Genomic DNA, 25,122 nt, shown 5'->3' on the forward strand with positions numbered 1-25,122 from the left:
GACAGGGATGAACGAGATGACGAAGCCGCAAGCCGCCTCCGCAGAGCCGGCGCCGCACGCGGCCGCGGGACGGCTCGATCGCATCTTTTGCCTCACCGAGCGTGGCACCAGTGTCGGCCGCGAGGTGACGGCTGGCGCGACTACGTTCGCGGCGATGGCCTATATCATCGCCGTGAACCCGGCCATCATGTCCAATGCCGGAACGGATCGTGCCGATCTCGTCAGCGCCACGGCACTCGCCGCGATTCTGGGCTCGGTGATGATGGGGCTGTGGGCCAATCTGCCGCTCGCGGTCGCGCCGGCGATGGGATCGAACGTCATCTTCACCTATGTCATCGTCAAGCAAATGGGCGTGCCCTGGCAAGGTGCGCTTGCGATGGTCGCCTTCACCGGCGTGTTGTTTTTGATTCTCAGCCTGTCGAAGCTGCGCGAAAAAGTCGCGAAGGATGTTCCGGAAGCGCTGAAGATCGGTATTCAGGCGGCGGTCGGTACCCTGATCGTCTTCATTGCGCTACGGGGCGCCGGCTTCGTGGTCCAGAACCCGTCGACCTACATCGCCATGGGATCCCTGCGCAGCCCGCCTGTGCTGCTGACGCTGTTTGGCCTCCTGCTCACGCCGGTGCTGGTGGTGCGCCGGGTGCCGGCGGCGCTGATCTTGTCGATCGCGTTGCTGACCCTGATCGGCTTCTTCGTTCCAGGCGCCAACGGCAAGATGGTGACGTCGGTGCCATCCGCCATCATGGCGTGGCCGCGCTGGCCGACCAGCACCTTCATGGCACTCGATGTCGGCTATCTCTTCAGCCATTTCGTCGTGGCGCTGCCGCTGCTGTTCTACTTCCTGTGCGCCGAATTCTTCTCGACGCTTGGCACGCTGATCGGCGTCACGGGAGCCGCCAATCTGCGCAAGCCAGACGGTTCGATCCCGAATGCCACCGCGGCGTTTGCTACCGATGCGACGGCATCCATCATCGGCCCGCTGCTCGGCACCTCTGTCGTCACGGCCTACATCGAGTCCATCACCGGCGTGCAGGCCGGCGGCCGCACCGGCCTGACCTCGCTGACCGTTGCTGGGTTCTTCTTCCTCGCACTGTTCTTCTGGCCCATCTTCGTCATCATCCCGCCGCAAGCGACTGCGCCCGCGCTGGTGCTCGTCGGTGTATTGATGATGCAGGGGCTTGCCCGCATCGACATGACCGATCTCGTCAATGCGGTTCCGATCGTGTTGACGCTGCTCGTCACCGTGCTGACCAATAACCTCATCAACGGAATGGCTTTGGGCACACTGAGCCATATCGCCTTGGAAGTGACGGTCGGCCGGCGGTCGCAGATTCCGGCGATGGTCTGGGGACTCGGTGTCGTGTTCATCGCTTACGCGATCGTGATCGCTCAGATCTTTTGATACTCGCGTTACGCCGCGAGATCCAGCAATCTGCACGACCCGCGCACCAGCGCCTTGCGCCCGGCCGGTGTCATCGCGGGCACACCGTCAGTGACGACAACAAGGCCGAGCTTGACCAGGCTTTCGACGACATAAGCCTTCGAGAGGCGACCGTTCGACACCGGATTGCGAAGCGCACGCAGCGTTTCCCACTGGTCCGGTGAAAGATCGAAGTCGAAATCGTTGCTCATGTTGCCTCAAGTGATGGTGCTGTTCGCGCGCCCCTGTTAGCGGCGCTGCATGAAGACCATGCGACGACAATGAGTCCGGAATCCGGTGAGCCGTTTAGAACGTCTCTTCACAAATTGCCGCACACTGTTGCGTCACAACAGTTAAGATCGCTCAGGCACGAATATCGTCCCTGATCGCGGATCACTAATTGATGATTTGCTCTTGATCGTGCGACGCCGACTACCGCAATGCACGGGAAGCACCTCTGTCCCATTCTGCGTCGCAATATGCACAGAAATCTTGAGGCCAAGGGTTTCGGACTCTGTTACGCTGATTCCGGGGAATGGCTTCACACAACAGGAGTGTGAGTGCATGAACAGGCTGGTCGAAATTCGTAGTCAGGAATTCCTCTGCCGAGAGCGCGCCGCGCTGGATTTCGAGCGCCGGGTGTTCTGGCTTGCGCAAGCCGAGGCATGGGAACAGCGCGCGCTCGACGAAATCGCGTATCACTTTCGCGAGTGCAATCTCGCCAAGGGCGAGTTCGTCAAGACCGAGCTGAACGCCGCCTGACGCGATTGCGATCACTTCTTACTGATAAGTCGCCACGATATCGGACACCGCGCGCTCCAGCTGCTGCGCGGTCGCGCATTGACGCACCACGCTGCAAAATGTCGCGTAGCGCGGCATCTCGGAATCGCCAAAGCCCCAGGCGAGCCGTCCTTCGGGATTGAGCCAGACCAGCCGCTTCGAGCGTTCGGAGATGCGGCGCAGGATGTCGGCGCGCGGGTCGAGATTGTTGCTGCGGGCATCCCCGAGCACGATCACTGTCGTCTGCGGCGTCAGCGTGCTCATGAACTCCTTCTCGAAATCGACCAGCGAAGAGCCGTAGTCGGACGAGCCGAAGCCGACCTTGGACATGATCTCGGCCATCGCCTCTTCCGGCGATTTCGATTCCAGGATGTCGCTGACTTCGATCAGGTGCGATGAGAATGCGAACGAGTGGACGTCGTCAACCACCTCGTGCAGCGAATGGATCAGGAGCAGGAAGAAGTCGGAGACCTGTGCAACCGAGCCGGAGACGTCACAGATCGCCACGATCCTGGGCCGGTCGCGGTGCTTGCGCTTCCACGCGGTGAGGAAGGGCACGCCGCCCCAGGCGGCGTTGCGGCGCAGCGTGCGGCGAACATCGAGATGGCCGCGGCGCTGGCGCTTGCGCGGTTTCGAATAGCGCTCGCGCAGGCGCCGCGCGATCTGGCGGATCAGCGCGCGCATCTCCGCGACCTGACGCCGCTCGATGCGCGCGAGCGGGGCATTGCGCAGGATCTCGTTGCGGAGGTTTTCGGCCTCTTCGCGGGCATAAAGCGCAAGTCCCTGCGCGACGGTATCGCGCACCGCCTCGCGCAGCGCGTCGAGCGCGGCGCGCAGGCGCTCGGCGAGTGCCGGGTTGGTTACTGTCAGTTCGTCGAGATCGTCGCGCAGGCGCTGAAGGCCCATGGCGTCGAGGATTCGGCTGGAGAAGATTCCGCGCTGGGTCGAGTAGCGGATGTCGGACAGGGACGCCGCGCCCGCAGCGCCGGCGATCGCGGCGGCAATCGCGTTGCGATCCTGCGACAGCAGCATCTGGGCAAGCGAGCCTAGTTCCTCGGGCGGTGGACCTCCGCCCGCTTCGCTGGCCGCACCCGACGAGGGCGATTGATCCGCATCCTGCGGACTATCGTCGCTATCGGCCTCAGGCTGTTCCTGCCGCGGCTCCGGCTGGCTGAAGAACAGATCAAAGCAGTCACCGAGCGCGAGTTTCTCGTCCTGCGACTTGGCGAGTGTCAGAAGGAGGGTATCGCGCAGGATGGCGCGGTCGGACACGCCGACCTCCGCGACCGCGCGCATCGCATCGATGCTTTCAGCAGGCGAAACAAGGACGCCGGCACCGCGCGCCGCCCGAAAGAAACGATGGATATTCTCGCGCATCGGCGTCAACCGAAGACGTTGGATCGCGCTGACTTGGCAATGAAGGTCGTAATCTGGGGCGACGCGGCTTCGATGTCGGCTTCGTATTTCAGCAGCACGTTGAGCGTATCCTTGACGATCTCGGTGTCGAGCTCGGAGGCCTGCAAGAGCACCAGCACACGCGCCCAATCGATGGTCTCGCTGACCGAGGGTAGCTTCTTCAAATCCAGCGAACGGATCTCGTGGATGAAGCCGACCATCTGCCGGCGCAGCGTCTGCGAGATGTTAGGCACGCGGCTCTCAACGATGCGCTCCTCCAGCCGCTGCTCGGGGAAGCCGATATGCAGATGCAGGCAGCGGCGCTTCAGGGCGTCGCCAAGATCGCGTTCGCTGTTGGAGGTGAGGATCACTGTCGGCGGGGTGATCGCCGAGATGGTGCCGAGCTCGGGGATCGTGACCTGGAAGTCGGACAGGATTTCCAGCAGCAGCGATTCAAATTCCGCGTCCGACTTGTCGATCTCGTCGATCAGCAGCACGCAGCCGCCCGGCTGCTCCAGCGCCTGGAGCAGGGGGCGCGGCTCGACGAACTCCTTGGAGAAGAACACGTCGCCGAAATCGTGGAGCTGATTGAGTGCATCGTGCAGCGTCTGCGCGCCGCCAAGGACTTCGCCGAGCTTGTCCTTCAGGATCTGGGTGTAGAGAAGCTGCTTGGCATATTTCCACTCGTAAAGCGCCTTGGCTTCGTCGAGGCCTTCGTAGCATTGCAGGCGGATCATCTTCATGCCGCGCCAGGCGGCAATCGCCTTGGCAAGCTCGGTCTTGCCGACGCCCGCGGGGCCTTCGACCAGGATCGGCTTCTCGATTTGTTGCGACAAATAGACGGCGGTCGCGATCTGCCGGCTCGCGATATAGCCTTGCGCGGCGAGGCCGCTCTCCACTGCCTCGATCGCTATCGAGGGCTTCTGATCAGCCACGAAAGGGCGCTCCCAAAGGTCTTGCTTGAGGCCTGTTCTGCCTGCGTTCCTGGCAAAGAACAAGCCTCGTCTGGGACGGGCCTGACCCGCGCGAACGGTCGCTTTTTCCGTTCAGCGCAAATACTTAAGCGATGACCGATGTGCGGTCAGTGCTGCAGCAGCTCCGGCTTCCGGATGGTCTGTCTGACCTCGGCGCCGCAATCGACGCATTCATAGACGAAGTCGATTTTGGCAAGGCTCCAATGCGGCTCGACCTCGCGCACGTACATCGGCAGGAACCCCATACAGGTGGGGCAAATCACAGGCGCGATTTCGATATCCTGATGATGCTGTACATAAGCTGGCATCTCGGCTCTCCTTCGCAGGCGACCACCAATCCCCGCGCAGAGGCTACTGCCGGTGGCGCCAGCGCCGTCATCAACTCTTTCGAACAGAGGCGGAACGGCGCGGGTTTGTCGTTCGCTGTGACATTCTTGTTACGTCTCTGTACTGTAACGGGCGGACCAAATGCCTATTTCACAGCTCGATCCGGTTTCTCGGACCTTCACTGCAACGATAAGGGGAGCAAAGCCCATGACGCATGCCATTCGTTTTCACAAGACCGGCGGTCCGGAAGTCCTGGTGTGGGAGGAGGTCAGCGTCGGCAAGCCCGGACCTGGCGAAGCGCGTATCCGTCACACCGCCGTCGGTCTCAACTTCGTCGACATCTATAACCGCTCGGGTGTGTATCCGGCGCAATTGCCGAGTGGGCTCGGCAGCGAGGCGGCGGGTGTCGTCGAGGAGGTTGGGCCCGGTGTCACCGACGTGAAGCCGGGCGATCGCGTCGCCTATGGCGCTTCACCGCTCGGCGCCTATTCCGAGGCGCGGCTGATCCCCGCCGACCGGCTGCTCAAGTTGCCTGACGGTGTCGACGACAAGACTGCGGCGGCGATGATGCTCAAGGGGCTCACCACCCAATATCTGATCCGGCAGACCTATCGGGTGAAAGCCGGCGACACCATCCTGCTACATGCGGCAGCCGGCGGCGTTGGCCTGATCTTGAGCCAGTGGGCCAAGCATCTCGGCGCGACCGTGATCGGCACGGTGAGCAGCGACGAGAAGGCAAAGCTCGCCAAGGCACATGGCTGCGATCACGTCATCATCTACAGCCGCGAGGATTTCGTGAAGCGCGTCGACGAGATTACCGGCGGCAAGAAAGTGCCGGTTGTTTATGATTCCGTGGGCAAGGATACGTTCCTGAAGTCGCTGGATTGCCTCGCGCCGCTCGGCGTCGCCGCATTGTTCGGCGCGTCCTCGGGCGCTGTCGAGCCGCTCAATCTCGGCCTGCTGGCGCAGAAGGGCTCGCTCTACGTCACCCGTCCGACGCTGTTCACCTATGCTGCCAAGCGCGAGAGCCTTGTCGCGATGGCGGGTGAGCTGTTCGACGTCGTCAAGTCCGGCGCAGTCAAGATCGAGGTGCACCAGACCTATCCGCTGAAGGACGCCGCCAAGGCGCACGCCGATCTTGCCGCGCGCAAGACCACGGGATCGACTGTTCTCACGGTGTGATCTCCGGCCGGACGGTGGCGCAGGCTCACGAGAGCGTTTTCGAGCGAAGTGGATACCGATTCGCCTAAAGAAAACGCGTCAAAACAAAAATCCAAAGCCCAGTTCCGATCCTATCGGAACTGGGCTTTGGGCCTGCGTCACGTCCGTTCATGCTTGCGCAGGTCGTGGGCATGATCGAGGTGGGTCGCCTGGAGATCGACTTCGTCAGGCGGGATTTGGGGGAGGGCGGCCTCAGTCAGGACTGCCTCGGTCACGTCCTCGACCGAACTCTCCACGACCTCGTGGATGAACGAGATGTTCTGATATTCACCCGAGGCCACGCGGGAGATGACCTCGCGTCGGGTGATTTCGGGGTCAACGATCGCCTCGCGGCCGCGCCGCCCATAGTCGATCATCACGACGAAATACTGCATGAAACGATCCTGCCGCGCCATGGTCGGAGCGCGGCAGAGTATTTCCGAAAAACGGAATAAAGTCAAGATAGATTTCCAAAAATCAGAAATCGACGCCAACGCGCCTACCTGTTTTTCTTTCGGGGACGGGCCGACTTGGCGCGCAGGCGCTCAAGCTGGCCCTTGGGCATCGAGAGGCAAATCTCCCCGACCCAGTCGAGCTTGACGCCGACGATCGGCTTGGCGTTGAAGCTGTTGAGATTGACGACGGAGGGAGATTTACCTCGCTCGATGGTCTTCAGATAGCGCTCGCCGGTCTTGAGCCGGACCACGGCCTCTTCGCCGTAGAAGCTCGACAGCGGATGGCGCTGGTCCTTGTAGACCACGATCACGTCGCCGCTCTCGTATTTGGGCAGCATCGAATCGCCGACGATCTCGAAGGCGACAGTCTCTTCCATGATCGGGAAGGGCAGCGCGATGTCGCCGAGCCCCTCCGGAGGAACCTGCTCGAAATCCGGCTCGATCACGGCGCCGGCGCCGACACGGCCCATGATCGGCGCGAGGTTCAGCTCAAGATATTCCATGATTGGAACGATTTCCGAGGCTTTCACCAGGCGTTCGCCACCAAGGATTTCCGACACCGCGCCCGGGCGCACGCCCATCGCTGCGGCCAGCCCGCCCTTGCTCTTGCCCGTCTTCTCCAGGCCTCGCTCGATCATTGCAGCGTCCAACATCGTGATTCCCTCGATTGCCCGTGGTCTTGCCTCTTGTAATCCGAAATTCGGAATTGATGCAATTATGAATATCAGAATTCGCGCTTGACTTTTGTTTCGGAATACCGGAATATTTGTCTTGCCTTCGGATCGTGCGATCGGCGGAGGTGCATCACAGGACAGCAGCATGGAACCGGGCCATTGGTCGTCGGAGCACTCCGACGCGCTTCGCGACTATTTTCTCAAAGGGATGTCTTATGCGGAGATCGGAAGGGAGATTAACGCAAGGTTTGGAACGGCTTACTCGCGCAACGCAGTGGTCGGCCGCGCCAAGCGGCTCGGGCTCGCCGCGCCGGTACGGATGATGAGTCCGTCGATCGTGCCGTCCTTGCCTGGTGAGCCCGGTCTGCTCTCGACGCGCCGTGCAGCATTGCCGTACCTGAACCTGCCGCCGCAATCGGCGCTGAAGCCGGCCAAACCGGTCAAGTTGCGCTGCGTCGGTGTCCGGCCGCGCTTGATCCCGCTCGTCGAGCTCGAACGAGATGACTGCCGCTATCCCTATGGCGGCGACAAGGAAGGCGAGGAGATCGCCTTCTGCGGCCATCCGCGGCTGCCCGGCTCAAGCTATTGCGCGCCGCATGCGCGCGTGACCCGCAGTCCCGGACCCGCTTCGGGCCGCGCCGCCGGCGGCGTCGCGCTGAGGCTGGTCTCCGCTGCCTGATGGGCGCGCGGCCCAGCCATTCATTCCAACGTCAGTTTCGCAAGGAGTCTCCGAGTGGCACGTGTCAGACGTAACATGTCCTACAAATTGGCCAAGCTTCACGACCGGCGGTCGCGGGACCTGCCGTTCAATGCCGCGGTGGCGGAGGTTGAGGTCGACAATCCCCTGGCGCTCGATCCGGACGAGAAGATCGTGGCCATGCGGTCGATCCGCAACGATCCGCTCGGCCGGCTGCATTCGCATCACCAGATCGACGAGGCGCAATATCGGGGCGGTCGCGCCTACCAGAACGACTGGGAGAGAGCGGAGCGTGGCCCTCAGGCTGTGGATCCAACCCGCGAATATGTCGACGGCGCACGCTCCCGCGAGCCCGTCACCGAGAGCCAGCGCCAGGCGGTGCTGCGGCTGAACCGAATCGAGCGCGAACTCGGCACCGACGGTGCGGTACTGGTGCATGACGTGCTGGTACTTGGCCTGACCATGGATCAGATCGGGCAGTGCCGCGCCGTCCGCACCCAACGCTGGAACGATTATTTCGCCCGGCGCTTTCGCGAATGCCTCGACCGGCTGGCGCTGATCTACGGTTTTGCGACGGAGGCCTCGGTGCAGCGCTCAGGGCTGCGTCGATGACATGAGTACGCCGGCGATCTTCGTCGCCGGCGTGCCGCCGCGGTCCCTTACGGATGCGGCATGACCTGGTAGGGAGTGGTGTAGGGCTCGACGCGGAGCGAGGCGTTGGCGAGCAGCCCGATCTTGGCGGTCGGCGCCTGCTGCAATTCGCCGTTCTGGCCACGATGCACGTTGTACTGCCAGACGGTGAGATCGCCTTTCTGCGCCAGCGCATGCGCAACCGCGCTTGCATCACTGCCGCCGAGCGCCTGGAGCTCCTCGGGCGACAAACCGATGATGATCTCGTCCTTGACGGTGACGATCTTGAACAGGTTCGTCTTGGTCTCCTGCGCCCATGCGCCTTGTATGGAGAGGGTGAGAAGCGCAACCGCGGCGCCCTTGATGAGATCGCAGCGAGAAAGCATGCCGTCGTCCTTTGGTGCTGACGCGCGCCCGAATCGAAGTGTCCATCAGCCATGGCGCCCGTGATCTGCGTGGCCGTTACGCACCCGCTTGGTCGCAGGATATTGAACCGCGGTTCATGTGACGGGAACGACACAGCCGCCGAGGTCGGACTCAACGATTACGTGTATACGTTGAAAAAGCGCTAGTCGGCGGTTGCCAATCTCCGTTCACACCGGAAACAAGGCGAAACGCTGTGCTGATTGACAGCGATCCGGGCTGCGTGCGTCAGTGATGCTGCTTCTTGACGCAGGTGGGTGACGGCGGCGCATATTCCTGTTATCCGGAATTGCCGTGGCGAGATGCCGACGAAGCATCGCTAAGTCTTACGGTTTGGCTTGCCCGAAGGGTTGTTCCTTGGCATAATTGCAACTTCTCGGGTCGGGCCGAGTCCGGTCAGGTGTGTGCAGCTCAGCGAGCTGACCCGCTGGGGTGCCCCGGCCGAGAGTTCGTTGTCGCCATAGTGATCGGTGACGGCGTCCAGTTCTCGTTCTGGACCCCGACGTCCGACCACGAAGGCCGATCCCTGTCATAGGTGCGAGATGAAAAACCTCAATTTCGCGGCTGAACTGCATCTCAAGCTTGGCGCGCCCGCGAACAGTACCGTCGAAAGTCTGCGCTTGCTGCGCGCCTTTCTCAAACTCGCGCCTCGGCAGCGCTTTGAGGTCATCAAGCTCGTCGAAGACCTCGTTACCGACGAAACCCTCCCCGAACATCCGTTGTCTTGAGCCGGGCTGCGCGCCCGCATTACACTTTGTCCATCTTTCCGGCCGAAGAGGGACCGCCCGGTGGCGGCCGTGACCGGCGTCTGGCCGCTGGAAGGCGGTGCGACAAGTGTGATAATCATGGGAAAAAGAGGGAGGAGTGCGACCATGATCGAACCGAAGCTCGAAGTTCCGGCCGAACTGCGCGACCTGGCCGAAAAGACGATTGACCAGGCGGAGAAGGCATTCGGCATGTTTTTCGATGCCGCCACCAAGTCCGTGTCGTCGGTCCCGGGGGCCGGCGCGGACGTGTCCAAGCAGGCGCTCGCTTTCACCGAGCAGAACATGAAGGCGGCATTCGAGCACGCGCGCAAGCTCGTGCACGCAACCGACCTTCAGGAAGCCATGCGGATCCAGTCCGAATTCCTGCGCAGCCAGTTCACCAACGCCGGGGATCACATGCGCCAGATGACCGGCAACTTCATGCAGCCAGGCAAGGGCAAGTCCTGAGTATGCAAGGCGCCGCCGACTGCTTACAAATTGATCTTGCGCGGCGGCGCGATGGGCTTTTCAATTCTGGTGCAGGTCCATGATGGGCCACCGGATGATCTTCATTCGCCGTCCATCATCCTTTCTGCTGATCCCTGTCGGTTCGTCCGGCAGGGATTTGCATTTTGCGGAGTGGGCGCAAAGCGTTCCCGGCTAGTAATCGCCGGGGTTCATGATCATCGGGCTCGTCGTATCGGCCGGCGCGAGCGAGCTGCTGGCGCTGTCGCGCAGGAAGCGATCGAGCGTCGCCTGGATCTTTTCCTTGACCGAGTCGGGCCCGCGATCGCTCATCTCGGTGTGCTGCGCCCCGGTATGGACGATGTCGATGCCGCGCGCCTTGGCCTGTTCCGGTGTCGGCAGCACGCCGGGATCGGTCACGAAGTTCGGGTCCTTTGAGCGGAATGACAGGATCTTCATGCGGTCGCTGAGCACGAACGGTACCCGGAGATTGTCGAGCGTGATCACCTTCGACACCAGCTCGGGATGCTGACGGGCAACATACATGGAGACGTCGCCGCCGTTGGAATGACCGACCAGTGTGATGTGATCGTAGTCGGCGTTCTCCTGCCGCCCCTTCAGCTCGTTCAGCACGAAGAGAATATTGGCCTCGCAACGGATATAGACTTCGCGCCGGCCGACATAGGGCTGGCCGACATGAGTCATCAACGGCGGATCGCTCGGCAAGTCCTGCTGGATGCTGGCGACGAGATAGCCACGCGCGGCGATGACGTTGGCGAGGAAGGAATACTCGGTGGCTTTGACTGTATTGCCATTGCTGATGATGGCGATCGGAAGCTTCCAGAGGCCGAGATTGGCCTTGGTCTCGTAATCGCGCCGCACCGCGATCTCGACCGAGATCGGTCGCTGGCGCGCGGCGTCGTACAAGGTGACCACCTCGTGACGGATCGCGAACTTGCTCACGACGACGTACTGGCCCGCCCCGAGGACACAGAGAAAAGCCAGAATTGCAAACACCCTCTTCATGGTTCCGTCTCAATCACTTTTGACTGAAGATGGTCATTAGGAACTCCCGGATCGAGCGATCGTGAGCACCTTACGGGATTAAATTTAGGCAAGTCTGTGAGCAGGGTCCCAGAAAGGGCCACATGCGGGCGCGCAGCGCCGAGGCCGTACGGCTAGAGGCAGTTGGCCTTGCCGCGTTCCGGACAGAGCCGGAAGGCGCTTGAAAGCGTGAACAGGAAGCGCGGGCTGCGGCGCTCATTGTCCGGCGCCCGGTAGCTCAGCGGCACGGCGACGCCGAAATCGGCCTGGACATCGTCCCACAGGAAGAGCCGCACGCCGGCGCCCGCTGACGTCAGCGACAGGCCGTCGCTCAGGCGATAGCCGTCGTTCCAGACTGCGCCGGCGTCGCCGAAGGCGTAGAGCTGGTAGCCGCTCCAGTAGCGGAAATTGAGTTTCTGGTCGAAGCGCAGCTCGAGCGAGCCGGCAAGACCGTTGTCGCCACTAATCTCCGCTGCTCCGTAGCCGCGGCCGAAGGCTGCGCCGCCGAGATAGAATTGCTGCGAGGTGAACAGCGGACGCGACGCCGTCTGGCTCGCCGCGGAAAACTTGAGCGACCAGGCCTCGTTGAGCGTCTGATAGCGTGTGAACCAGAGGTTCAGCACCGAAAAATTCGAGGAGGCGCCGTCGCGCGACAGTAGATCGTCATTGAACTGTGAAGCGCCGAAGACGTCGAGGCCCTGGCGATAGGTCAGCGTCGCGAAGTTGGTACCGCCGAAGCGATCCTGGAGTCGGTAGTCGGCGGTCAGGCTCGCGGTCCGGATATGGTCGTTGTACCAAGGGCCGTAAAGGTCATGCTCAGAGACGTTGCTGAACGTCCCAGCCAGCGTCAGCGTCAGGGCCGACCATTGCGACATGAAGGGCACGGTGCTTGCGCGCACCTCGAAGGCCTCCGTCGTGGTGATATCGCTGTCGAGGCGCCGCGCATCGCCCGGCCGGACCGCACTGTAGAGGACGGAGGCGCCGAGGTGCACACCGTCGACCCCGACCGGCGCGTCATAGGACAGCCGTGCGAAGCCGAGCTCACGCGGGTCGTTGGCAATGGTCGACAGGTTGACCGCAAGCGTATCGCCGGGCGTCAGGTAGGAGTTGAACGCGCCCGTCGCATAGGTCTGCCACGGGCCGACCGAGGATGATCCGAGGTTGTCCAAACCGAACGACGTGAAAACGTGCCACGTCTTCAAATAGACGGTGAGGCGGAAGCGGCCGGTTGGACCGCCGATCTCTTCCAGCGCGGTATCGGTGATCCGGACGCCCGGCCTGCCGTTGATGAGGAATAGCTGGCGTTCAAGCGTCGCCAGACGGGACGGCTGCTCGGCCAGAACCGGCCCGAGCATTGGTCTTACGCCGAACTGCTCGGCGCCATCGCCCTTCAAGTCGGCCTGCACGATCGCGCCTTCGATCACTCGGATCTGGACGCGGCCATCGGCGATGTCCTGCGGCGGCACAATCGCCCGGCTCAGATGGAAGCCGTCGGCGCGGTAGAGATCGCTGATCGCGCCGGCGATCGCCGCGAGGTCGGCTTGCGAGACCTTCTTGCCGAGATAGGGCTGATAAACCGCGGCGACGCGATCGCCCGGGATGGCGTGGGCGCCGCTGACGTTGACGCCGCGGAGGACGAATTGCGGCTTGGTATCGCCGCCGGTGTTCGGCTGGCCGATCGTCGGCAGCTTGACCGGGGGGCGGCTCAGCGTTTCCTGATCGGACTGGTTTTCAAAATACTTCTCGGGCTGGCGCGGATCGAATCCGGGCTGGTTCGCCTGTTGCGCGAGTGCTTGCGGAATTCCCGTAAATGTTGGTCCGAGAAGGACGCACGCAGCAGCGAGATACCGTCCCGCCATGGCTTGCGTGGGCCGCGCTCCGTAGTTCAACTGAGGAGCCCGCCGGAGCAGGTAAGGAATCGTTAGCCGCATGATTTTTCATAGTTTTTTATGGTCAATGAAAGGTTAATGCGGCCGCCCGACTTACTGGTTCCGGCTAATTCTATCTTGAGTGATTCCGACTAGCCTCATCTCCGGCTGTAACGCGGACTGAGGATCGTCATGCTCGGCAGAGTTGGAATGCGGTGCGCCTTCGTGGCGGCGCTGATCCTGGGAACGTCTTCCGGCGCGTCCGCCGCAGATGACGGCGTCTGGTCGGTAAGCAAGGCGTCGGGCGAGGTCTGGGTTGCAACCGACGGCGCACAGCAGGCGTCGTTGAACCAGGAGGAAGCGCTTAAGCCCGGCGATACCGTTCGCACCGGGCGTAACGGTCGGGTGCTGCTCGTCCGCGGCGAGGAAACGATCCTGATCTCGCCCAACTCGGTGGTCGGCCTGCCGGCCGAGAAGAAGGAGGGCCTTTCGACCACCATCATTCAGCAGGCCGGTTCGATCCTGCTCGAGGTCGAGAAGCGCAACGTCAAGCATTTCGAGGTCGAGACGCCCTATCTGGCCGCCGTGGTCAAGGGAACGCACTTCAGCGTCACCGTGAATGCGGGCAGCACCAAGGTCGGCGTGCTCCGCGGCCAGGTCGAAGTCTCCGATTTCAGGACAGGCCAGGTCGCCCAGGTGATGCCGGGGCAGGCGGCCACGGCCTTTGAGCACGGCAAGCCGGGTCTCAGCCTGAGCGGCGCCGGTACGTTCAATCCGATCGAGCAGGGCAAGCCGCGCGCCTCGACGATCGAGCGGATCCCCGTGCCGAAATCCGGACTGTCTACGCCGCGCAATGCGACGAACGGCCATGCGATTCACGCGCTGGGTCCGATCGACAAGGGGATCAAGGCAGCCGGCGCATCGACGCAATCGCATCAGGCGGCTGGAGGCCCGGCGCCCAAGGCCGGCGTCGTGCGCATCTCGAGTTCGCTCGGCGAGGTCAAGCTGAACTTCCACAAGGTCACGAGTGGTCTCGCCCATGGCGCCATCGCGCCTGGCCGGGTGCGTAACGCGAGCGCCAGCGCCAGCACCGGCACCAGCACAGCCACGGTGTGGAGTGATAGCTCGACGAGCACCACGACCACAGCTGCCAACAGCTCTACCGTAACGGCGGTCGCCGTGAGCAGTAGTACTTCCGCCGCCAGCGCGACCACGACGTCATCAAGCACGACGACCACAGTTGCGACCACCGCCGGCTCGACCAAAGACGCGTCCAGCGGAAGCTCGGGGAGCGGAAGCAGCGGGACTAGCGCGACTGGCAACGGGAGCGGCGGCACCGGCAATAGCGGTAATGGCAATAGCGGAAACGGAAACGACGGCAACAACGGTCACCACTACGGTTGGTACAAGCATCACTAGGGACCGTGCCGTGGCCATAAGGGGGAGCACGTAGCGGCATTCGCCGCCTGTGCAGGGGGAGCAAGGTGAAACGTTATCGACCGCATATTCTTGTCGTGATCGCGCTTGCGGTCGTGCTGTCCACGGGATGGCATGGCGCGCTCCGCAATGCGCTCACCGATCTGCGGTTTGCGTGGCAGTCGCGTGCGGCGAGCGGCAACGTCGTCGTGGTGGCCATCGACGCGCCCTCGATCGACCAGATCGGGGTGTGGCCCTGGCCGCGCCGGCTGCACGCAGAGCTGTTGCACCGGCTCGAAGGTGCAGGCGCGCAGGAGGTGGCTTTCGACGTCGATTTCAGCACGCCGTCTGATCCTTCTTCCGACGAGGCCTTCGTCAAGGCGCTTCGGGAGGTCGGCGGCTCGACCATCCTTCCCTCCTTCAAGCAGCCGGCCGGCGGTGCGGTTCACATCAATCGTCCGCTGAAGCCGTTCAGCAATCAGTCCTGGCCGGCCGTCGTCAACGTCGCGGTCGAATCCGATGGCCTCGTTCGCCGTTATCCGTTCGGGGAGAAGCTCGGCGACGCCGTGATGCCATCGATGGCCGTGGTGCTGGCCGGACAGGACGTTAATCAGCGGCCGCCTTTCCTGATCGACTTCGGCATCCGCGCGGCTTCCATTCCGAGTGTCTCTTATGCCGACGTGCTCCGCGGCGATGTCGCGACCCTGGACAGGCTGAGAGACAAGAAGGTCATCGTCGGGGCCACCGCGCTCGAGCTCGGCGACCGCTTCAGCGTTCCAAATGGCGGCATCGTCTCCGGGCCTATCCTCCAGGCCCTCGCTGCGGAATCGATTCTTCAGCACCGGACGCTGCGCTGGACGTCCGATACCGGCATGATGCTCGGCCTCGGCTTGATCTGCCTCTTGATGATGTATTCGTGGCGCCGCGTCGCGCCGGGTCTGCGGGTCGCGATCCTGGTCGCGGCAGGGGCCGGCGTCGAACTGATTGCGGCCCTGGTGCAGGCAAGATGGCCGCTGGTCATCGACACATCGCTCTTCCACATCGCCATCATCGCTTACCTGACGGCGATTGCGCTCGACGAGATCGACTTCCGCAGCCTCTTGGGACGCATCGCCGAGAGCCGCTTTCACCGCATCGCGATGTCGCTCGGTGACGGCCTGGTCTGCACCGACGAGGATCATCGCATCACGGTGTGGAATCCGGGCGCCAGTTCGATCTTCGGCTATATGCCAGCCGAGATGATCGGCCGCCCATTCGAAAGCCTGTGCGCGGTGCCGGTCGACGGCCACGCGAGGCGTTTCTCCACGCGCGACGCTGCGCGCCAGGCGCTCCTGGTTCCGGGTGGCGCGGTTGTCGTCGAGTTCGAGGGACGGCGCAAGAACGGCGAAACCTTTTCCGTCGAGGCGAGCTTCTCGGGCTGGCAGGGCGCGGATGGCTTCCAGTACGGTGCGATCCTGCGCGATATCTCTGTGCGCAAGCGCGAGGCGGAACGCGTCAGATATCTCGCAGAATATGATGCGCTGACCGGGCTTGCCAACCGCAACACGCTGCATGCAGGCCTTGCCAGTCTGATCGCTGCGGCGGAACGGCGATCTTCCGAGGTCGCGCTGCTGGTGCTCGGGCTCGATGGCTTCCAGCAGATCAACGACATGCTTGGGCATGCGGCCGGCGATCTCGTGTTGCGGGCCGTCGCTGCGCGCCTGAAGGTAGAGGCCGGCAAGGCCGCGATCGTCGCGCGGCTCAGCGGCGACGAATTCGCCATCGCGCTTGATTGCGCATGTGCCGGCGAGCCGGTTGCAGAGTTTGCCGAGCGGGTCGCGCGGGCGTTCGAAACGCCGCTTGTGACCGGCACGCGCCAGCACCGCGTCAGGATCAGCATCGGCGTCGCCGTCTGTCCGGAAGGCGGGCACAGTGCTGATGATCTCCTCAGCAACGGTCATCTCGCGCTGAGCCGCGCGAAGGCGACGCGGCGCGGCAGCCATGTGATCTTCGAGAGTGCCATCAGGCAAGAGCTCGAGAACCGGCTGACGCTGGAGAGCGAGCTTGCGCTCGCCGCGGACCGCGGCGAGTTCGAATTGTTCTACCAGCCCCAGGTTCGTCTGGTCGACGGTAGCATGGTCGGAGCCGAGGCGCTCATCCGCTGGCGGCACCCGGCGCGCGGCTATGTGTCGCCCGGAGAGTTCATGCCCGTGGTCAACACCTCGGCGCTGTCCGAGCGGATCGCGAATTGGGTGATGGAGACCGCCTGCCGGCAGGCGCGCGCGTGGGAATTGTCCGGTCACATCGTGCGCGTCGCGATCAACCTGTCGCCGTCGCAGCTCCACTCCGGCGATCTCGCCCATTCGGTTGCGGTGCTGCTCGCGGCGACCGGGCTCACGCCGTCGCTGCTCGAGCTCGAGGTTACCGAAGACATCCTGCTACACGACGAAGGCCGCGTGCTCGACATGTTCAAGCGGATCCAGGAACTCGGCGTCCGCGTCCTGTTCGACGACTTTGGCACGGGCTATGCGAGCTTGAGCTATCTGAAGAAGTTTCCGCTCGATGGACTCAAGATCGATCGCTCATTCGTGCTCGACCTGCTCGCGGATTCCGATGACGCGGCCATCGTCAGCTCGACCATTGGCCTCAGCAAGCAGCTTGGTCTTACGGTCGTGGCCGAAGGTATCGAGAATCGCGCCACCGCCGACTTTCTGGTGAGCATGGGGTGCGAGGAAGGGCAGGGCTATTTCTTCGGCCGCCCAATGCCTGTGGACGCGTTCGAAAAGCAATTCCTGACGACCGAGCGCGAATCCGTTAGCGCTGCTTGACGGCTAGCGCCGGCGCGCAACCGCGATACCAAACAGGAAAGCGACGAAAAGGCTGGCCAGCGGCGCCTCCCGCGTGATCGCGGCGACGGTCGAGAGCGGTCGTCCGGGCTTTCGCGCTTCCTCGATCGCATAAGTAAGACGATCGACGGCGGCGCGCAGACCTCCCGCGACCTCATCGATCGTGTGGGAGACGTCGGTCGCGGCATCAATGGCACGCTCGGCCATGCCGGGCTGGTGCGGGGGCTGCGGAATTTCCGTGCTCAAGTTGGTGAACTCCGCTCTAGATGAGGTGAATGAGGCCGGCACCTTTGGCTATCCGCGCGAGCGCTAGTTTTGAATAGCGGGCCCGAAGACCTTTGGCTATCCGCGACGGGCGCCGTGGTGAAACGGCGGGTGCCGGCCTTGCAGTGGAAATGCGGCGCGCGGGCTTTTGTTCCGGGTTGCAGGCCCGCGCCATGTCTTTTCCCCGTGAAACGACGGATGCGAATCTCTGTTAGGCTGGCGCAGTCCTTGCTGATCTCGGGAGATTGCCGTGACCGATCGGACCACAACGGATCGCGCCCGGCGCATCGCTTTACTCGGCGCGCCCATCGACATGGGGGCTTCGCAACGCGGTACCCTCATGGGCCCCGCGGCGCTGCGCACCGCCGGTCTTGCGATGCTGATCGAGAGCCTCGACGTTGATGTCATCGACTACGGTGATCTCTCCGTGGCCGAGCTTAGCGACCTCGCCGACAGGCCGCCGGAGAAAGCCAACCATTACCGTGAAATCCAGCGCTGGACGCGCGTGCTCAGTCGCCGCGGTTACGAGATCGCCAAGACCGGCGCGATCCCGATCTTCCTCGGCGGGGATCACACGCTGTCGATGGGCTCGGTCAATGCGATGGCGCGGCATTGGCAGGAGCGCGGACGCGAGCTGTTCGTGCTCTGGCTGGACGCGCATGCCGACTACAACACGCCGGAGACGACGATCACGGCAAACATGCACGGCATGTCGGCGGCGTTTCTTTGTGGCGAGCCCGGCCTCGATGGGCTCCTGGGTGACGATCCGCGGGCCGCGATCGATCCTGACAGGCTCGACCTGTTTGGCACGCGTTCGATCGACAAGCTCGAAAAGGAGTTGATGCGCACGCGGCGGATCCGGGTCGCTGACATGCGCCAGATCGACGAGTTCGGTGTTGCCGTGCTGATCCGCCGCGTCATCGAGCGCGTCAAGGCGAGCAACGGCGTGCTGCATGTCAGCTTCGATGTCGATTTCCTCGACCCTTGTGTCGCGCCGGGCGTCGGTACCACGGTGCCGGGCGGAGCGACCTATCGCGAGGCGCACCTGATCATGGAACTGCTGCACGATTCTGGCCTGGTGGGGTCGGTGGACATCGTCGAGCTCAATCCGTTCCTGGACGAGCGGGGCCGGACGGCGCGCACCGCGGTCGAGCTGATCGGCAGCCTGTTCGGCCAGCAGATCGCCGATCGGCCGACCCCCAGCAACGCGATCGCACCCGGCGAGTGACGCGCGAGCCGTTTGTGCACCGCAAAGAAGGGAACTGCTGTCGCGGCCGGTGGATTTAGATCAGTCGTGATCGAAATCGCCTGCTTTTGAAATACCTGCGAATTGCAAATGCGCTTCGCGAAAGGTTTCATGCGGGCCGAGCTTCAGCCGAGGGTCCGTAATGAGCAGCACATTCGACGCCGACGAAAAATCCTCCAGCACCACACGCCGTCGTTTCCTGCAAAGTGGCACTGTCGCGGTCGGAGGAGCCGTCCTTGGCGCCGGCACTGCTGCTGCGGAAACAGATAACCTTCCGCCCAACATTCCCGACTGGATGAAGGCGCCGGGCGAGCCAATGGGGAGCCAGCCTTACGGGACGCCGTCGCCGTTCGAGAACGGTGTCGTCAAGAACATCTCGCAAAACCTCAAGCAGTACATTTCCGCATCCGGTCGGACGCCATTGCAGGAGCTCGACGGCATCATCACGCCGAATGGCCTGTTCTACGAGCGGCATCATGGTGGCGTTCCGACCATCGATCCGGCGCAGCACCGGCTGATGCTGCACGGCCTCGTCGAGCATCCGCTGATCTTCACCATGGATGATCTGCGGCGCTTCCCGTCGGAGTCGCGCATCCACTTTCTCGAATGTTCCGGCAATCCCGGTTACAGCAAGCCCTACGGCAAAACGGCGTCAGACCTCGTGGGTCTGCTAAGCTGCGCGGAATGGACGGGCGTGAGCCTGAAGCTGGTGCTCCAGGAGGCGGGGCTGAAGCCGGAGGCCAAATGGGTCGTTGCTGAAGGCGCCGATGCCGCAGCGTTGACTCGCAGCATTCCGATCGAAAAATGTCTCGATGACGCGATGCTGGTCTATAGCCAGAACGGCGAGCGGCTAAGGCCGCAGCAGGGCTATCCGCTGCGGCTGTTCCTGCCGGGCTTCGAAGGCAATATGAGCGTGAAGTGGCTGCGGCGTCTGCACGTGGCGGCAGAGCCTGCTTACTCGCGCGAAGAGACCTCGAAATATACCGACCTCCTGCCGGACGGCACGGCGCGCGAGTTTTCCTTCTACATGGAGGCGAAGTCGATCATCACGCGTCCCTCGGGTGGTCAGCGCCTGAGTGCACCCGGCTTCCACGAGATCACCGGCATCGCCTGGAGCGGGCATGGCAAGATCACGCGTGTCGAAATATCCGTCGACGACGGCAAGACCTGGCAGGACGCACGATTGCAGGAGCCAGTGCTGACGCGTGCCTTGACGCGCTTCCGGCTGCCTTGGCAATGGGACGGCAAGCCCGCCGTAATCCAGAGCCGTGCGATCGATGAGACCGGCTACGTGCAGCCAACGTTCGCCGAACTGCTTGCGGTGCGCGGCGAGAATTATTTCTACCACAACAACGCGATCTGGCCCTGGCGCATCGCGGCTGACGGCGAGGTAACTAATGCGCTTGCGTGAGACCGGCGGCATCCTCCTGGCAATTCTTCTGTGGGCCTCAGCGAGCGTCGTGCGGGCACAAAGCCCCTACGGCATCGGGCGGCCCGCAACCGCAACCGAGATCGCGGGCTGGAACATCGATATCGGGCCCGATGGCAGCAATCTGCCGGAGGGGCGCGGTACGGTCAGCCAAGGACGCGACGTGTTCGCCCAGCAATGCGCTTCTTGCCATGGCGAGAAGGGCCAGGGCGGCCTCGGTGATCGTCTCGTCGGCGGGCAGGGAACGATCGACACGCCCAAGCCGATCCGCACTGTCGGCAGCTACTGGCCTTATGCGACGACGCTGTTCGATTACATTCGCCGCGCCATGCCGCAGAATGCGCCGCAGTCGCTCAGCAATGACGACGTGTACGCGGTGTCGGCGTACATCCTGAGCTTGAACGGATTGGTCGCAGCCGATGCGGCGCTGGATGCGAAATCGCTCGCGGCCATCAGAATGCCGAACCGCGACAGGTTTGTCGGCGATGCGCGTCCCGACGTGAAGCATTGAGGGGCAGGCCTCTGGTTCCGGCGCATTGGCTCGGAACTTGCTTAAGCAAGGGCGGAACTCGTCCGGGCACAAGTGAGTTAACCCGCGAGAGGAAAAAGTATGGATCATTCGATGACAGATCGTTTCCCGAACTCCATCTCCATCGCGCTTCGTCATCCAGGCGTGATCGCGCTGATCGTGGCCGCCGTGACGATTGCTGCGATGCTGCTCGTCGACCACGGACCGTGGAGCCGCGCCAAGGCGCAGCCGGCTCATGTTGCGATGTATGCAAACACAGGCGACGCCGCGCACGCCGCTGGCGCGAAGGTGCTTCCCACCGAGCCGAAATCGCCGGTCGAGCCCGAGCGGCCGGGACCGAAGACGTCTCCGACCGTCAATCCGGTGACGCCGTAGGCGTCAGCTCTTGCGGCCGTAGTTGAGTAGCCCGCCGCTCGCTTTCGGCGGATGCGCGCGAAGAGCCTCCTCGTTCGGCTCGGTGCCCCAACCGGGGCGGTCCGGAATGATCAGATGGCCGTTCTGGATTTCAGGCTCATGCGTGAACAGCTCCTGGTCCCACGCCAAACGATCGATGTCGATTTCCATGATGCGCAAGTTGGGGACAGCGGCGCAGAAATGCGCGTTCATCATCGAGCAGAGGTGGCCGTAAAAATTATGCGGCGCGACGTTGACCTCAAAGGCTTCCGCTGCTGAGGCGATCTTCATCGATTGCCAAACGCCGTTCCACGGCGTGTCGATGATCGCGACGTCCATCGCCTGCTCGCGGAAATAGGGCAGGAATTCGCGCAGGCCCAATAGCGTTTCGCAGGACGAGATCGGATGCGGGCTCTGCCTGCGGATATAGCCGAGCGCTTCCGGATTGAAGCTGTCGATCTCGATCCAGAACATGTCGAGGTCGGCGATGGTGCGCAGGATCTTCAGATAGCCTTCGGTCTTTGCGTTGAAGTTGCAGTCGAGCAGGATGTCGACGTCGGGGCCGGCGCCGTCGCGGATCGCTTCTAGATGCATGCGCAGATCGCGCAGGATTTTCCGGTCGACATTGATCTCGGGTGCAAAGGGCGAGCCGAAGCCGGGTCGCCATCCGGTTGGCTTGCCGTCGTCATATGAGAAGATATTGGTCTTGAGCGCGGTGAACTTCTTCTCGCGCACCTCGCGTCCCATGGCCTTGACGCCGTCAAGACTTTCGATCGGTGGCTTGTACCAGGAGGGATGATTGATCCGCCACGTCGCGCAGTGCGACCAGTAGACCCGAACGCGGTCACGGATCTTGCCGCCGAGCAGCTCGTAGCAGGGCACGCCGAGGCACTTCGCCTTGGCATCGAGCAGCGCATTCTCGATCGCACCGAGGGCTTGCGCCACGACGCCACCGGCAGCGGGGCGGGTCGCCGCGAACAGCTCGGCAAAAATGCGCTCATGCTGAAAGACGTTCTGGCCGACGACGCGGGCAGAAAGGCGCTGGATCGCCGCACCGACGCCGGGCGAGCCAAAGCCTTCGTCGAACTCGCTCCAGCCGACGATGCCATCTTCGGTCGTCACCTTGACGAAGTGGTAGTTTCTCCAGCCGGCGTCGCAGGCGAGGATCTCGAGACTTGATGCTTTCGATGATTTTGTCATGTCGCTCCCTGTCGCCCGGTCGGGCGTTGTTGCTCTTGTGGCCCGGTCGCAAGCCCGGACCCAGCCACAATTGTTAAGCTAACGACTGACTGCCGTGAAGCCCGCAAACACTTGGCCATGCGTCGATTTTGGCTGTGTTGGGAAAGCCCGTAGAATCTAGGTCATCATGATCTTTCTTGGGATCATCTCGAAATTGCACGAGGCTCTGACGTTTTTGGCCACAATCGGGATCGACGCTGTGGTCATGAAATTCATGGCCATGATTTGGATTCTGGCGCTGCTCACGATGAGTGGAGCGGCCATTTCCGATCAGCTTTTGACGGCCGATCAGCACGTCGCGCAAGGGGTGAAGTAGGCGCGGCGGGCGAAGGCACTTTGTGTTTTGCGGTTTGTCTTTGGGGGACGACAGCGATGCTTTCGGTAGACCAGTTCTTGCGCTTCATCAGCGTGCCGGCCGTGCTTGCGGCCTTCATTATCGCATCGCAAATCTCGGCGGCGCTGTCGCCGGTCTGATCAGCCGATCACGAACGATCCGAACAGCGCGAGCACGGCAAGCGCCATCAGCGCGGTGCCGAGCCAACCCAGCGCGACGAGCCATGACCGCGCCTTGAAGCGGCCCATGATCTTCTCGTTCGAGACGATCAGCATCATCATCGCCATGATGGGGACGGCGACGATGCCGTTGAGCACGGCGCTCCACACCAGCATGTGGATGGCGCTGATGCCGGTGAAGCCGAGGCCGAAGCCGATGATGGTTGCGGCCGCGATGATGGTGTAGAAGCCGATCGCTTTCTCGGGCCTTGCCTCCAGCGTGGCGCGCCAGCCGAAAATTTCAGCAACGCCATAAGCCGCCGAGCCCGCCAGCACCGGGATCGCCAGCAGGCCCGTGCCAATGATGCCGAGCGCAAACAGCGCGAAGGTGAAGTCGCCGGCGAGCGGCCGCAGCGCCTCGGCCGCCTCCGTCGCCGAATTGATGTTGGTGACGCCATTGGCGTTCAGCACCGCGGCCGTGGTCAGGATGATGAAGAAGGCGATGCCGTTCGACAGCAGCATGCCGAACGTGGTGTCGATCTTGATGCGCGCGAGCTCGGGATCGCCGCCGCGCTTCGTCTCCTCGCGCAGCGGCCGGTCGCGCTTGCCCTGGTTCATCTCCTCGACTTCCTGGGAGGCCTGCCAGAAGAAGAGGTAGGGGCTGATGGTGGTGCCGAGCACGGCGACCACCATCATGAAATAGTCGGCGTTGACGGTCGCCTTCGGCCATACGGCTGCGAGCAGCGCCGTGCCCCACGGGATTTTTACGGTGAAGGCGGTCGCGACATAGGCGAACAGCGTCAGCGTCAGGAATTTCAGCACCGGCGCATAGCGGCGATAGGGCAGGAAGACCTGGAGGATGGTCGAGCCGGCCGCGAAGATCAGCGCATGCTCATGGTTGAGCCCGCCGATGACCAGCGAGAGCGCCTCTGCCATCGCGGCGATGTCGGCGGCGATGTTGAAGGTGTTGGCGGCAACGAGCAGCGCCACGAGCCCCAGCACCAGCCAGCGCGGCGCAAGCTCCATCACGTTGGCGGCAAGCCCCTTGCCGGTCACCCGGCCGATCTGCGCGCTCACCAGCTGAATGGCGATCATGAACGGCGTGGTGAGGAAGACCGTCCACAGCAGCCCGTAGCCGAATTGCGCGCCGGCCTGCGAATAGGTGGCGATGCCCGACGGATCGTCGTCGGCTGCACCCGTGATGAGGCCTGGCCCCAGCCGCTGTAGCATCGTTGGCGCGGACTTCGTCGGTGCGACGACGCTGTCATGCTTCGAGGCGGGGCGCTTTGATCGGTTCGACAGGGCTCACCTTCCGGAATTTCGAATTCAAAGCCTAAGCGCCATCATACGCGGAAAGTTCCATCGCCGGCCAGCGATGTGCCGCGTGGCGAGGCAATGCTTCACCGTTGCTTTGACTCGTCGGGCAAAACACCTGTAGGGATGTACCATTCCAAAGATCGCCATCGCGACAATCGTCGAGCCCGCACCGTCACCGCCCGCGGGCTTTTCTGTTGCCTGTGTCTAGCTCTCCTTCAAAACAAACCCGTGACCATTCGCAACATGCGCATGGACACCAGCGAGGTGTTTGTCCCACACCGCTCCGTCTAGGAACAGCGTGGCCATGGCGGCGTTTCCCCGTTTCGAGAACGAGGACATCGCCAATGGACAATCTGACGAAGCGCGAGCAGCCCGACCGCAGCAAGATCAACATGCACGAGCCTTACGAGGTCAAGCACTGGACTCACGCGCTCGGCGTGTCCAGGGAGCAGCTGCAAAAGGCCGTCGACAAGGTCGGCAATTCGGCTGCCGCCGTCCGCAAGGAGCTGGCGACGTAGCCGCGGGAACGAGTGAACCGCAGGCGCGTTTTCCGCTCTGGAGGAAGCACCGATGAAAGCAGCAACACTGACTTTGGCCATCCTGTTTGCGCTCCCGGCCGGCTACGCGTCGGCCCACAGCGCCAGGCACACCCATCACCATGGCTGGTTTGGCTCGATGAACATGATGCACGGCCCGGGACGGGCGGCCGCCCGAAACGATCCGAACGGGTCGGCAAGCGGACCGACAAGCGTCAGCGGCACCGGCTCGTCGAAGTTCGGCGGGCAGATTCCAGGATCCAGCGGCGCGGCCCGACAGTAAGCTTCGGACGTGCAACTCTTCAAACGGCCCGGCGTCCGTCGCGGATGTCGGGCTTTCT

28 protein-coding genes are annotated in these 25,122 nt (G+C 63.0%); 16 read left to right on the forward strand and 12 right to left on the reverse strand.

Annotated elements, in window-relative coordinates; translation table 11 throughout:
* The first annotated feature begins 7 nt into the window (after window positions 1–7).
* On the forward strand, window positions 8–1,399 hold the full coding sequence (locus UB31_RS38525; protein WP_045014556.1) for an NCS2 family permease: 1,392 nt from the start codon (window positions 8–10) through the stop codon (window positions 1,397–1,399).
* 8 nt (window positions 1,400–1,407) lie between these two features.
* Here UB31_RS38525 and UB31_RS38530 read toward each other — a convergent pair whose 3' ends face one another.
* Window positions 1,408–1,629, reverse strand: a complete 222-nt coding sequence (locus tag UB31_RS38530) for a hypothetical protein (RefSeq protein WP_045006696.1) — start codon at window positions 1,627–1,629, stop codon at window positions 1,408–1,410.
* Window positions 1,630–1,981: 352 nt separating this feature from the next.
* On the opposite strand from UB31_RS38530, the gene UB31_RS38535 reads away from it, so the two are divergent.
* Complete coding sequence (locus UB31_RS38535) at window positions 1,982–2,179, forward strand: hypothetical protein (RefSeq protein ID WP_045014557.1); 198 nt, start codon at window positions 1,982–1,984, stop codon at window positions 2,177–2,179.
* 18 nt (window positions 2,180–2,197) lie between these two features.
* Here UB31_RS38535 and UB31_RS38540 read toward each other — a convergent pair whose 3' ends face one another.
* From UB31_RS38540 to UB31_RS38550, 3 genes are all read right to left on the reverse strand, one after another.
* Window positions 2,198–3,574: a vWA domain-containing protein gene (locus UB31_RS38540; RefSeq protein WP_045014558.1), complete on the reverse strand. Its 1,377-nt coding sequence runs from the start codon at window positions 3,572–3,574 to the stop codon at window positions 2,198–2,200.
* A gap of 5 nt (window positions 3,575–3,579) precedes the next feature.
* Window positions 3,580–4,527: an AAA family ATPase gene (locus UB31_RS38545; protein ID WP_045014559.1), complete on the reverse strand. Its 948-nt coding sequence runs from the start codon at window positions 4,525–4,527 to the stop codon at window positions 3,580–3,582.
* 146 nt (window positions 4,528–4,673) lie between these two features.
* On the reverse strand, window positions 4,674–4,874 hold the full coding sequence (locus UB31_RS38550) for a hypothetical protein (RefSeq protein ID WP_045006692.1): 201 nt from the start codon (window positions 4,872–4,874) through the stop codon (window positions 4,674–4,676).
* A 226-nt stretch (window positions 4,875–5,100) separates the two neighbouring features.
* Here UB31_RS38550 and UB31_RS38555 point away from each other — a divergent pair, with 226 nt between their 5' ends.
* Window positions 5,101–6,075: a quinone oxidoreductase family protein gene (locus UB31_RS38555; RefSeq protein ID WP_045006691.1), complete on the forward strand. Its 975-nt coding sequence runs from the start codon at window positions 5,101–5,103 to the stop codon at window positions 6,073–6,075.
* A gap of 137 nt (window positions 6,076–6,212) precedes the next feature.
* Here UB31_RS38555 and UB31_RS38560 read toward each other — a convergent pair whose 3' ends face one another.
* Window positions 6,213–6,488, reverse strand: a complete 276-nt coding sequence (locus UB31_RS38560) for a hypothetical protein (protein WP_045014746.1) — start codon at window positions 6,486–6,488, stop codon at window positions 6,213–6,215.
* 104 nt (window positions 6,489–6,592) lie between these two features.
* Window positions 6,593–7,201 carry a S24 family peptidase gene (locus tag UB31_RS38565; protein ID WP_045006690.1) on the reverse strand — a complete coding sequence of 203 codons (609 nt, stop codon included), beginning with the start codon at window positions 7,199–7,201 and terminating at the stop codon, window positions 6,593–6,595.
* Between the two features lie 166 nt (window positions 7,202–7,367).
* On the opposite strand from UB31_RS38565, the gene UB31_RS38570 reads away from it, so the two are divergent.
* Together UB31_RS38570 and UB31_RS38575 are read left to right on the forward strand one after the other, a co-directional pair.
* On the forward strand, window positions 7,368–7,901 hold the full coding sequence (locus UB31_RS38570) for a GcrA family cell cycle regulator (RefSeq protein ID WP_045014560.1): 534 nt from the start codon (window positions 7,368–7,370) through the stop codon (window positions 7,899–7,901).
* Window positions 7,902–7,955: 54 nt separating this feature from the next.
* A complete protein-coding gene (locus tag UB31_RS38575) occupies window positions 7,956–8,531 on the forward strand; it encodes a hypothetical protein (RefSeq protein WP_045014561.1) in 576 nt (191 codons plus the stop codon).
* A gap of 47 nt (window positions 8,532–8,578) precedes the next feature.
* Here UB31_RS38575 and UB31_RS38580 read toward each other — a convergent pair whose 3' ends face one another.
* On the reverse strand, window positions 8,579–8,935 hold the full coding sequence (locus UB31_RS38580) for a hypothetical protein (RefSeq protein WP_045014562.1): 357 nt from the start codon (window positions 8,933–8,935) through the stop codon (window positions 8,579–8,581).
* Window positions 8,936–9,514: 579 nt separating this feature from the next.
* Here UB31_RS38580 and UB31_RS38585 point away from each other — a divergent pair.
* Together UB31_RS38585 and UB31_RS38590 are read left to right on the forward strand one after the other, a co-directional pair.
* Window positions 9,515–9,700: a hypothetical protein gene (locus UB31_RS38585; RefSeq protein ID WP_045006686.1), complete on the forward strand. Its 186-nt coding sequence runs from the start codon at window positions 9,515–9,517 to the stop codon at window positions 9,698–9,700.
* A gap of 144 nt (window positions 9,701–9,844) precedes the next feature.
* Window positions 9,845–10,186, forward strand: coding sequence for a phasin (locus UB31_RS38590; protein ID WP_045006685.1), 342 nt, complete (start codon window positions 9,845–9,847; stop codon window positions 10,184–10,186).
* A 192-nt stretch (window positions 10,187–10,378) separates the two neighbouring features.
* Here UB31_RS38590 and UB31_RS38595 read toward each other — a convergent pair whose 3' ends face one another.
* Window positions 10,379–11,209, reverse strand: a complete 831-nt coding sequence (locus tag UB31_RS38595; RefSeq protein ID WP_045014563.1) for an alpha/beta fold hydrolase — start codon at window positions 11,207–11,209, stop codon at window positions 10,379–10,381.
* A 152-nt stretch (window positions 11,210–11,361) separates the two neighbouring features.
* A complete protein-coding gene (locus tag UB31_RS38600) occupies window positions 11,362–13,158 on the reverse strand; it encodes a ShlB/FhaC/HecB family hemolysin secretion/activation protein (protein WP_045014564.1) in 1,797 nt (598 codons plus the stop codon).
* Between the two features lie 129 nt (window positions 13,159–13,287).
* Here UB31_RS38600 and UB31_RS38605 point away from each other — a divergent pair, with 129 nt between their 5' ends.
* Window positions 13,288–14,514, forward strand: a complete 1,227-nt coding sequence (locus tag UB31_RS38605; RefSeq protein ID WP_045014565.1) for a FecR family protein — start codon at window positions 13,288–13,290, stop codon at window positions 14,512–14,514.
* A 65-nt stretch (window positions 14,515–14,579) separates the two neighbouring features.
* Window positions 14,580–17,318 (forward strand): EAL domain-containing protein, encoded by a 2,739-nt coding sequence (locus UB31_RS38610; RefSeq protein WP_045014566.1) that lies wholly within the window; start codon window positions 14,580–14,582, stop codon window positions 17,316–17,318.
* A 3-nt stretch (window positions 17,319–17,321) separates the two neighbouring features.
* Here UB31_RS38610 and UB31_RS38615 read toward each other — a convergent pair whose 3' ends face one another.
* Window positions 17,322–17,582, reverse strand: a complete 261-nt coding sequence (locus UB31_RS38615; RefSeq protein ID WP_045014567.1) for a hypothetical protein — start codon at window positions 17,580–17,582, stop codon at window positions 17,322–17,324.
* 268 nt (window positions 17,583–17,850) lie between these two features.
* Here UB31_RS38615 and rocF point away from each other — a divergent pair, with 268 nt between their 5' ends.
* The 4 genes from rocF to UB31_RS38635 all read left to right on the forward strand — a co-directional run bounded on the left by rocF (window position 17,851) and on the right by UB31_RS38635 (window position 21,179).
* Window positions 17,851–18,828: an arginase gene (rocF, locus tag UB31_RS38620; protein ID WP_045014568.1), complete on the forward strand. Its 978-nt coding sequence runs from the start codon at window positions 17,851–17,853 to the stop codon at window positions 18,826–18,828.
* Window positions 18,829–18,988: 160 nt separating this feature from the next.
* A complete protein-coding gene (soxC, locus tag UB31_RS38625) occupies window positions 18,989–20,257 on the forward strand; it encodes a sulfite dehydrogenase (RefSeq protein ID WP_045014569.1) in 1,269 nt (422 codons plus the stop codon).
* Window positions 20,244–20,786 (forward strand): c-type cytochrome, encoded by a 543-nt coding sequence (locus tag UB31_RS38630; RefSeq protein ID WP_045014570.1) that lies wholly within the window; start codon window positions 20,244–20,246, stop codon window positions 20,784–20,786. Before soxC ends, UB31_RS38630 begins: the two co-directional genes overlap by 14 nt.
* A gap of 99 nt (window positions 20,787–20,885) precedes the next feature.
* Window positions 20,886–21,179 (forward strand): hypothetical protein, encoded by a 294-nt coding sequence (locus UB31_RS38635; protein ID WP_045006676.1) that lies wholly within the window; start codon window positions 20,886–20,888, stop codon window positions 21,177–21,179.
* A 3-nt stretch (window positions 21,180–21,182) separates the two neighbouring features.
* Here the strand turns inward: UB31_RS38635 and UB31_RS38640 are convergent, their stop codons facing one another.
* Window positions 21,183–22,397 carry a mandelate racemase/muconate lactonizing enzyme family protein gene (locus UB31_RS38640; RefSeq protein WP_045014571.1) on the reverse strand — a complete coding sequence of 405 codons (1,215 nt, stop codon included), beginning with the start codon at window positions 22,395–22,397 and terminating at the stop codon, window positions 21,183–21,185.
* Between the two features lie 166 nt (window positions 22,398–22,563).
* Between UB31_RS38640 and UB31_RS38645 the strand changes: the two genes are divergently transcribed.
* Window positions 22,564–22,752 (forward strand): hypothetical protein, encoded by a 189-nt coding sequence (locus UB31_RS38645; protein WP_045014572.1) that lies wholly within the window; start codon window positions 22,564–22,566, stop codon window positions 22,750–22,752.
* Between the two features lie 158 nt (window positions 22,753–22,910).
* Here UB31_RS38645 and UB31_RS38650 read toward each other — a convergent pair whose 3' ends face one another.
* The gene (locus tag UB31_RS38650; RefSeq protein WP_045006673.1) at window positions 22,911–24,158 is read right to left on the reverse strand and encodes an NRAMP family divalent metal transporter; all 1,248 of its coding nucleotides are present in this window, start codon (window positions 24,156–24,158) and stop codon (window positions 22,911–22,913) included.
* 431 nt (window positions 24,159–24,589) lie between these two features.
* Here UB31_RS38650 and UB31_RS41030 point away from each other — a divergent pair, with 431 nt between their 5' ends.
* Together UB31_RS41030 and UB31_RS38655 are read left to right on the forward strand one after the other, a co-directional pair.
* Window positions 24,590–24,763, forward strand: coding sequence for a DUF3606 domain-containing protein (locus UB31_RS41030; protein WP_082078795.1), 174 nt, complete (start codon window positions 24,590–24,592; stop codon window positions 24,761–24,763).
* Between the two features lie 52 nt (window positions 24,764–24,815).
* Window positions 24,816–25,064: a hypothetical protein gene (locus tag UB31_RS38655; protein WP_045014573.1), complete on the forward strand. Its 249-nt coding sequence runs from the start codon at window positions 24,816–24,818 to the stop codon at window positions 25,062–25,064.
* Window positions 25,065–25,122 lie beyond the last annotated feature (58 nt).

It is taken from the genome of Bradyrhizobium sp. LTSP849 (assembly GCF_000938255.1).
Taxonomy (GTDB): Bacteria; Pseudomonadota; Alphaproteobacteria; order Rhizobiales; family Xanthobacteraceae; genus Bradyrhizobium.

Excerpts from the sequence above, each read along its gene's own strand:
- UB31_RS38630 (WP_045014570.1), top strand. The coding sequence starts at position 20,244 with ATGCGCTTGCGTGAGACCGGCGGCATCCTCCTGGCAATTCTTCTGTGG.
- UB31_RS38600 (WP_045014564.1), bottom strand. The coding sequence starts at position 13,158 with ATGCGGCTAACGATTCCTTACCTGCTCCGGCGGGCTCCTCAGTTGAAC.
- UB31_RS38635 (WP_045006676.1), top strand. The coding sequence starts at position 20,886 with ATGGATCATTCGATGACAGATCGTTTCCCGAACTCCATCTCCATCGCG.
- UB31_RS38570 (WP_045014560.1), top strand. The coding sequence starts at position 7,368 with ATGGAACCGGGCCATTGGTCGTCGGAGCACTCCGACGCGCTTCGCGAC.
- UB31_RS38645 (WP_045014572.1), top strand. The coding sequence starts at position 22,564 with ATGATCTTTCTTGGGATCATCTCGAAATTGCACGAGGCTCTGACGTTT.
- UB31_RS38565 (WP_045006690.1), bottom strand. The coding sequence starts at position 7,201 with ATGTTGGACGCTGCAATGATCGAGCGAGGCCTGGAGAAGACGGGCAAG.
- UB31_RS38595 (WP_045014563.1), bottom strand. The coding sequence starts at position 11,209 with ATGAAGAGGGTGTTTGCAATTCTGGCTTTTCTCTGTGTCCTCGGGGCG.
- UB31_RS38535 (WP_045014557.1), top strand. The coding sequence starts at position 1,982 with ATGAACAGGCTGGTCGAAATTCGTAGTCAGGAATTCCTCTGCCGAGAG.
- UB31_RS38580 (WP_045014562.1), bottom strand. The coding sequence starts at position 8,935 with ATGCTTTCTCGCTGCGATCTCATCAAGGGCGCCGCGGTTGCGCTTCTC.
- UB31_RS38560 (WP_045014746.1), bottom strand. The coding sequence starts at position 6,488 with ATGCAGTATTTCGTCGTGATGATCGACTATGGGCGGCGCGGCCGCGAG.
- UB31_RS38540 (WP_045014558.1), bottom strand. The coding sequence starts at position 3,574 with ATGCGCGAGAATATCCATCGTTTCTTTCGGGCGGCGCGCGGTGCCGGC.
- UB31_RS38555 (WP_045006691.1), top strand. The coding sequence starts at position 5,101 with ATGACGCATGCCATTCGTTTTCACAAGACCGGCGGTCCGGAAGTCCTG.
- UB31_RS38530 (WP_045006696.1), bottom strand. The coding sequence starts at position 1,629 with ATGAGCAACGATTTCGACTTCGATCTTTCACCGGACCAGTGGGAAACG.
- UB31_RS38605 (WP_045014565.1), top strand. The coding sequence starts at position 13,288 with ATGCTCGGCAGAGTTGGAATGCGGTGCGCCTTCGTGGCGGCGCTGATC.
- UB31_RS38640 (WP_045014571.1), bottom strand. The coding sequence starts at position 22,397 with ATGACAAAATCATCGAAAGCATCAAGTCTCGAGATCCTCGCCTGCGAC.
- UB31_RS41030 (WP_082078795.1), top strand. The coding sequence starts at position 24,590 with ATGGACAATCTGACGAAGCGCGAGCAGCCCGACCGCAGCAAGATCAAC.
- UB31_RS38525 (WP_045014556.1), top strand. The coding sequence starts at position 8 with ATGAACGAGATGACGAAGCCGCAAGCCGCCTCCGCAGAGCCGGCGCCG.
- UB31_RS38550 (WP_045006692.1), bottom strand. The coding sequence starts at position 4,874 with ATGCCAGCTTATGTACAGCATCATCAGGATATCGAAATCGCGCCTGTG.
- UB31_RS38590 (WP_045006685.1), top strand. The coding sequence starts at position 9,845 with ATGATCGAACCGAAGCTCGAAGTTCCGGCCGAACTGCGCGACCTGGCC.
- UB31_RS38585 (WP_045006686.1), top strand. The coding sequence starts at position 9,515 with ATGAAAAACCTCAATTTCGCGGCTGAACTGCATCTCAAGCTTGGCGCG.
- UB31_RS38650 (WP_045006673.1), bottom strand. The coding sequence starts at position 24,158 with ATGCTACAGCGGCTGGGGCCAGGCCTCATCACGGGTGCAGCCGACGAC.
- soxC (WP_045014569.1), top strand. The coding sequence starts at position 18,989 with ATGAGCAGCACATTCGACGCCGACGAAAAATCCTCCAGCACCACACGC.
- UB31_RS38655 (WP_045014573.1), top strand. The coding sequence starts at position 24,816 with ATGAAAGCAGCAACACTGACTTTGGCCATCCTGTTTGCGCTCCCGGCC.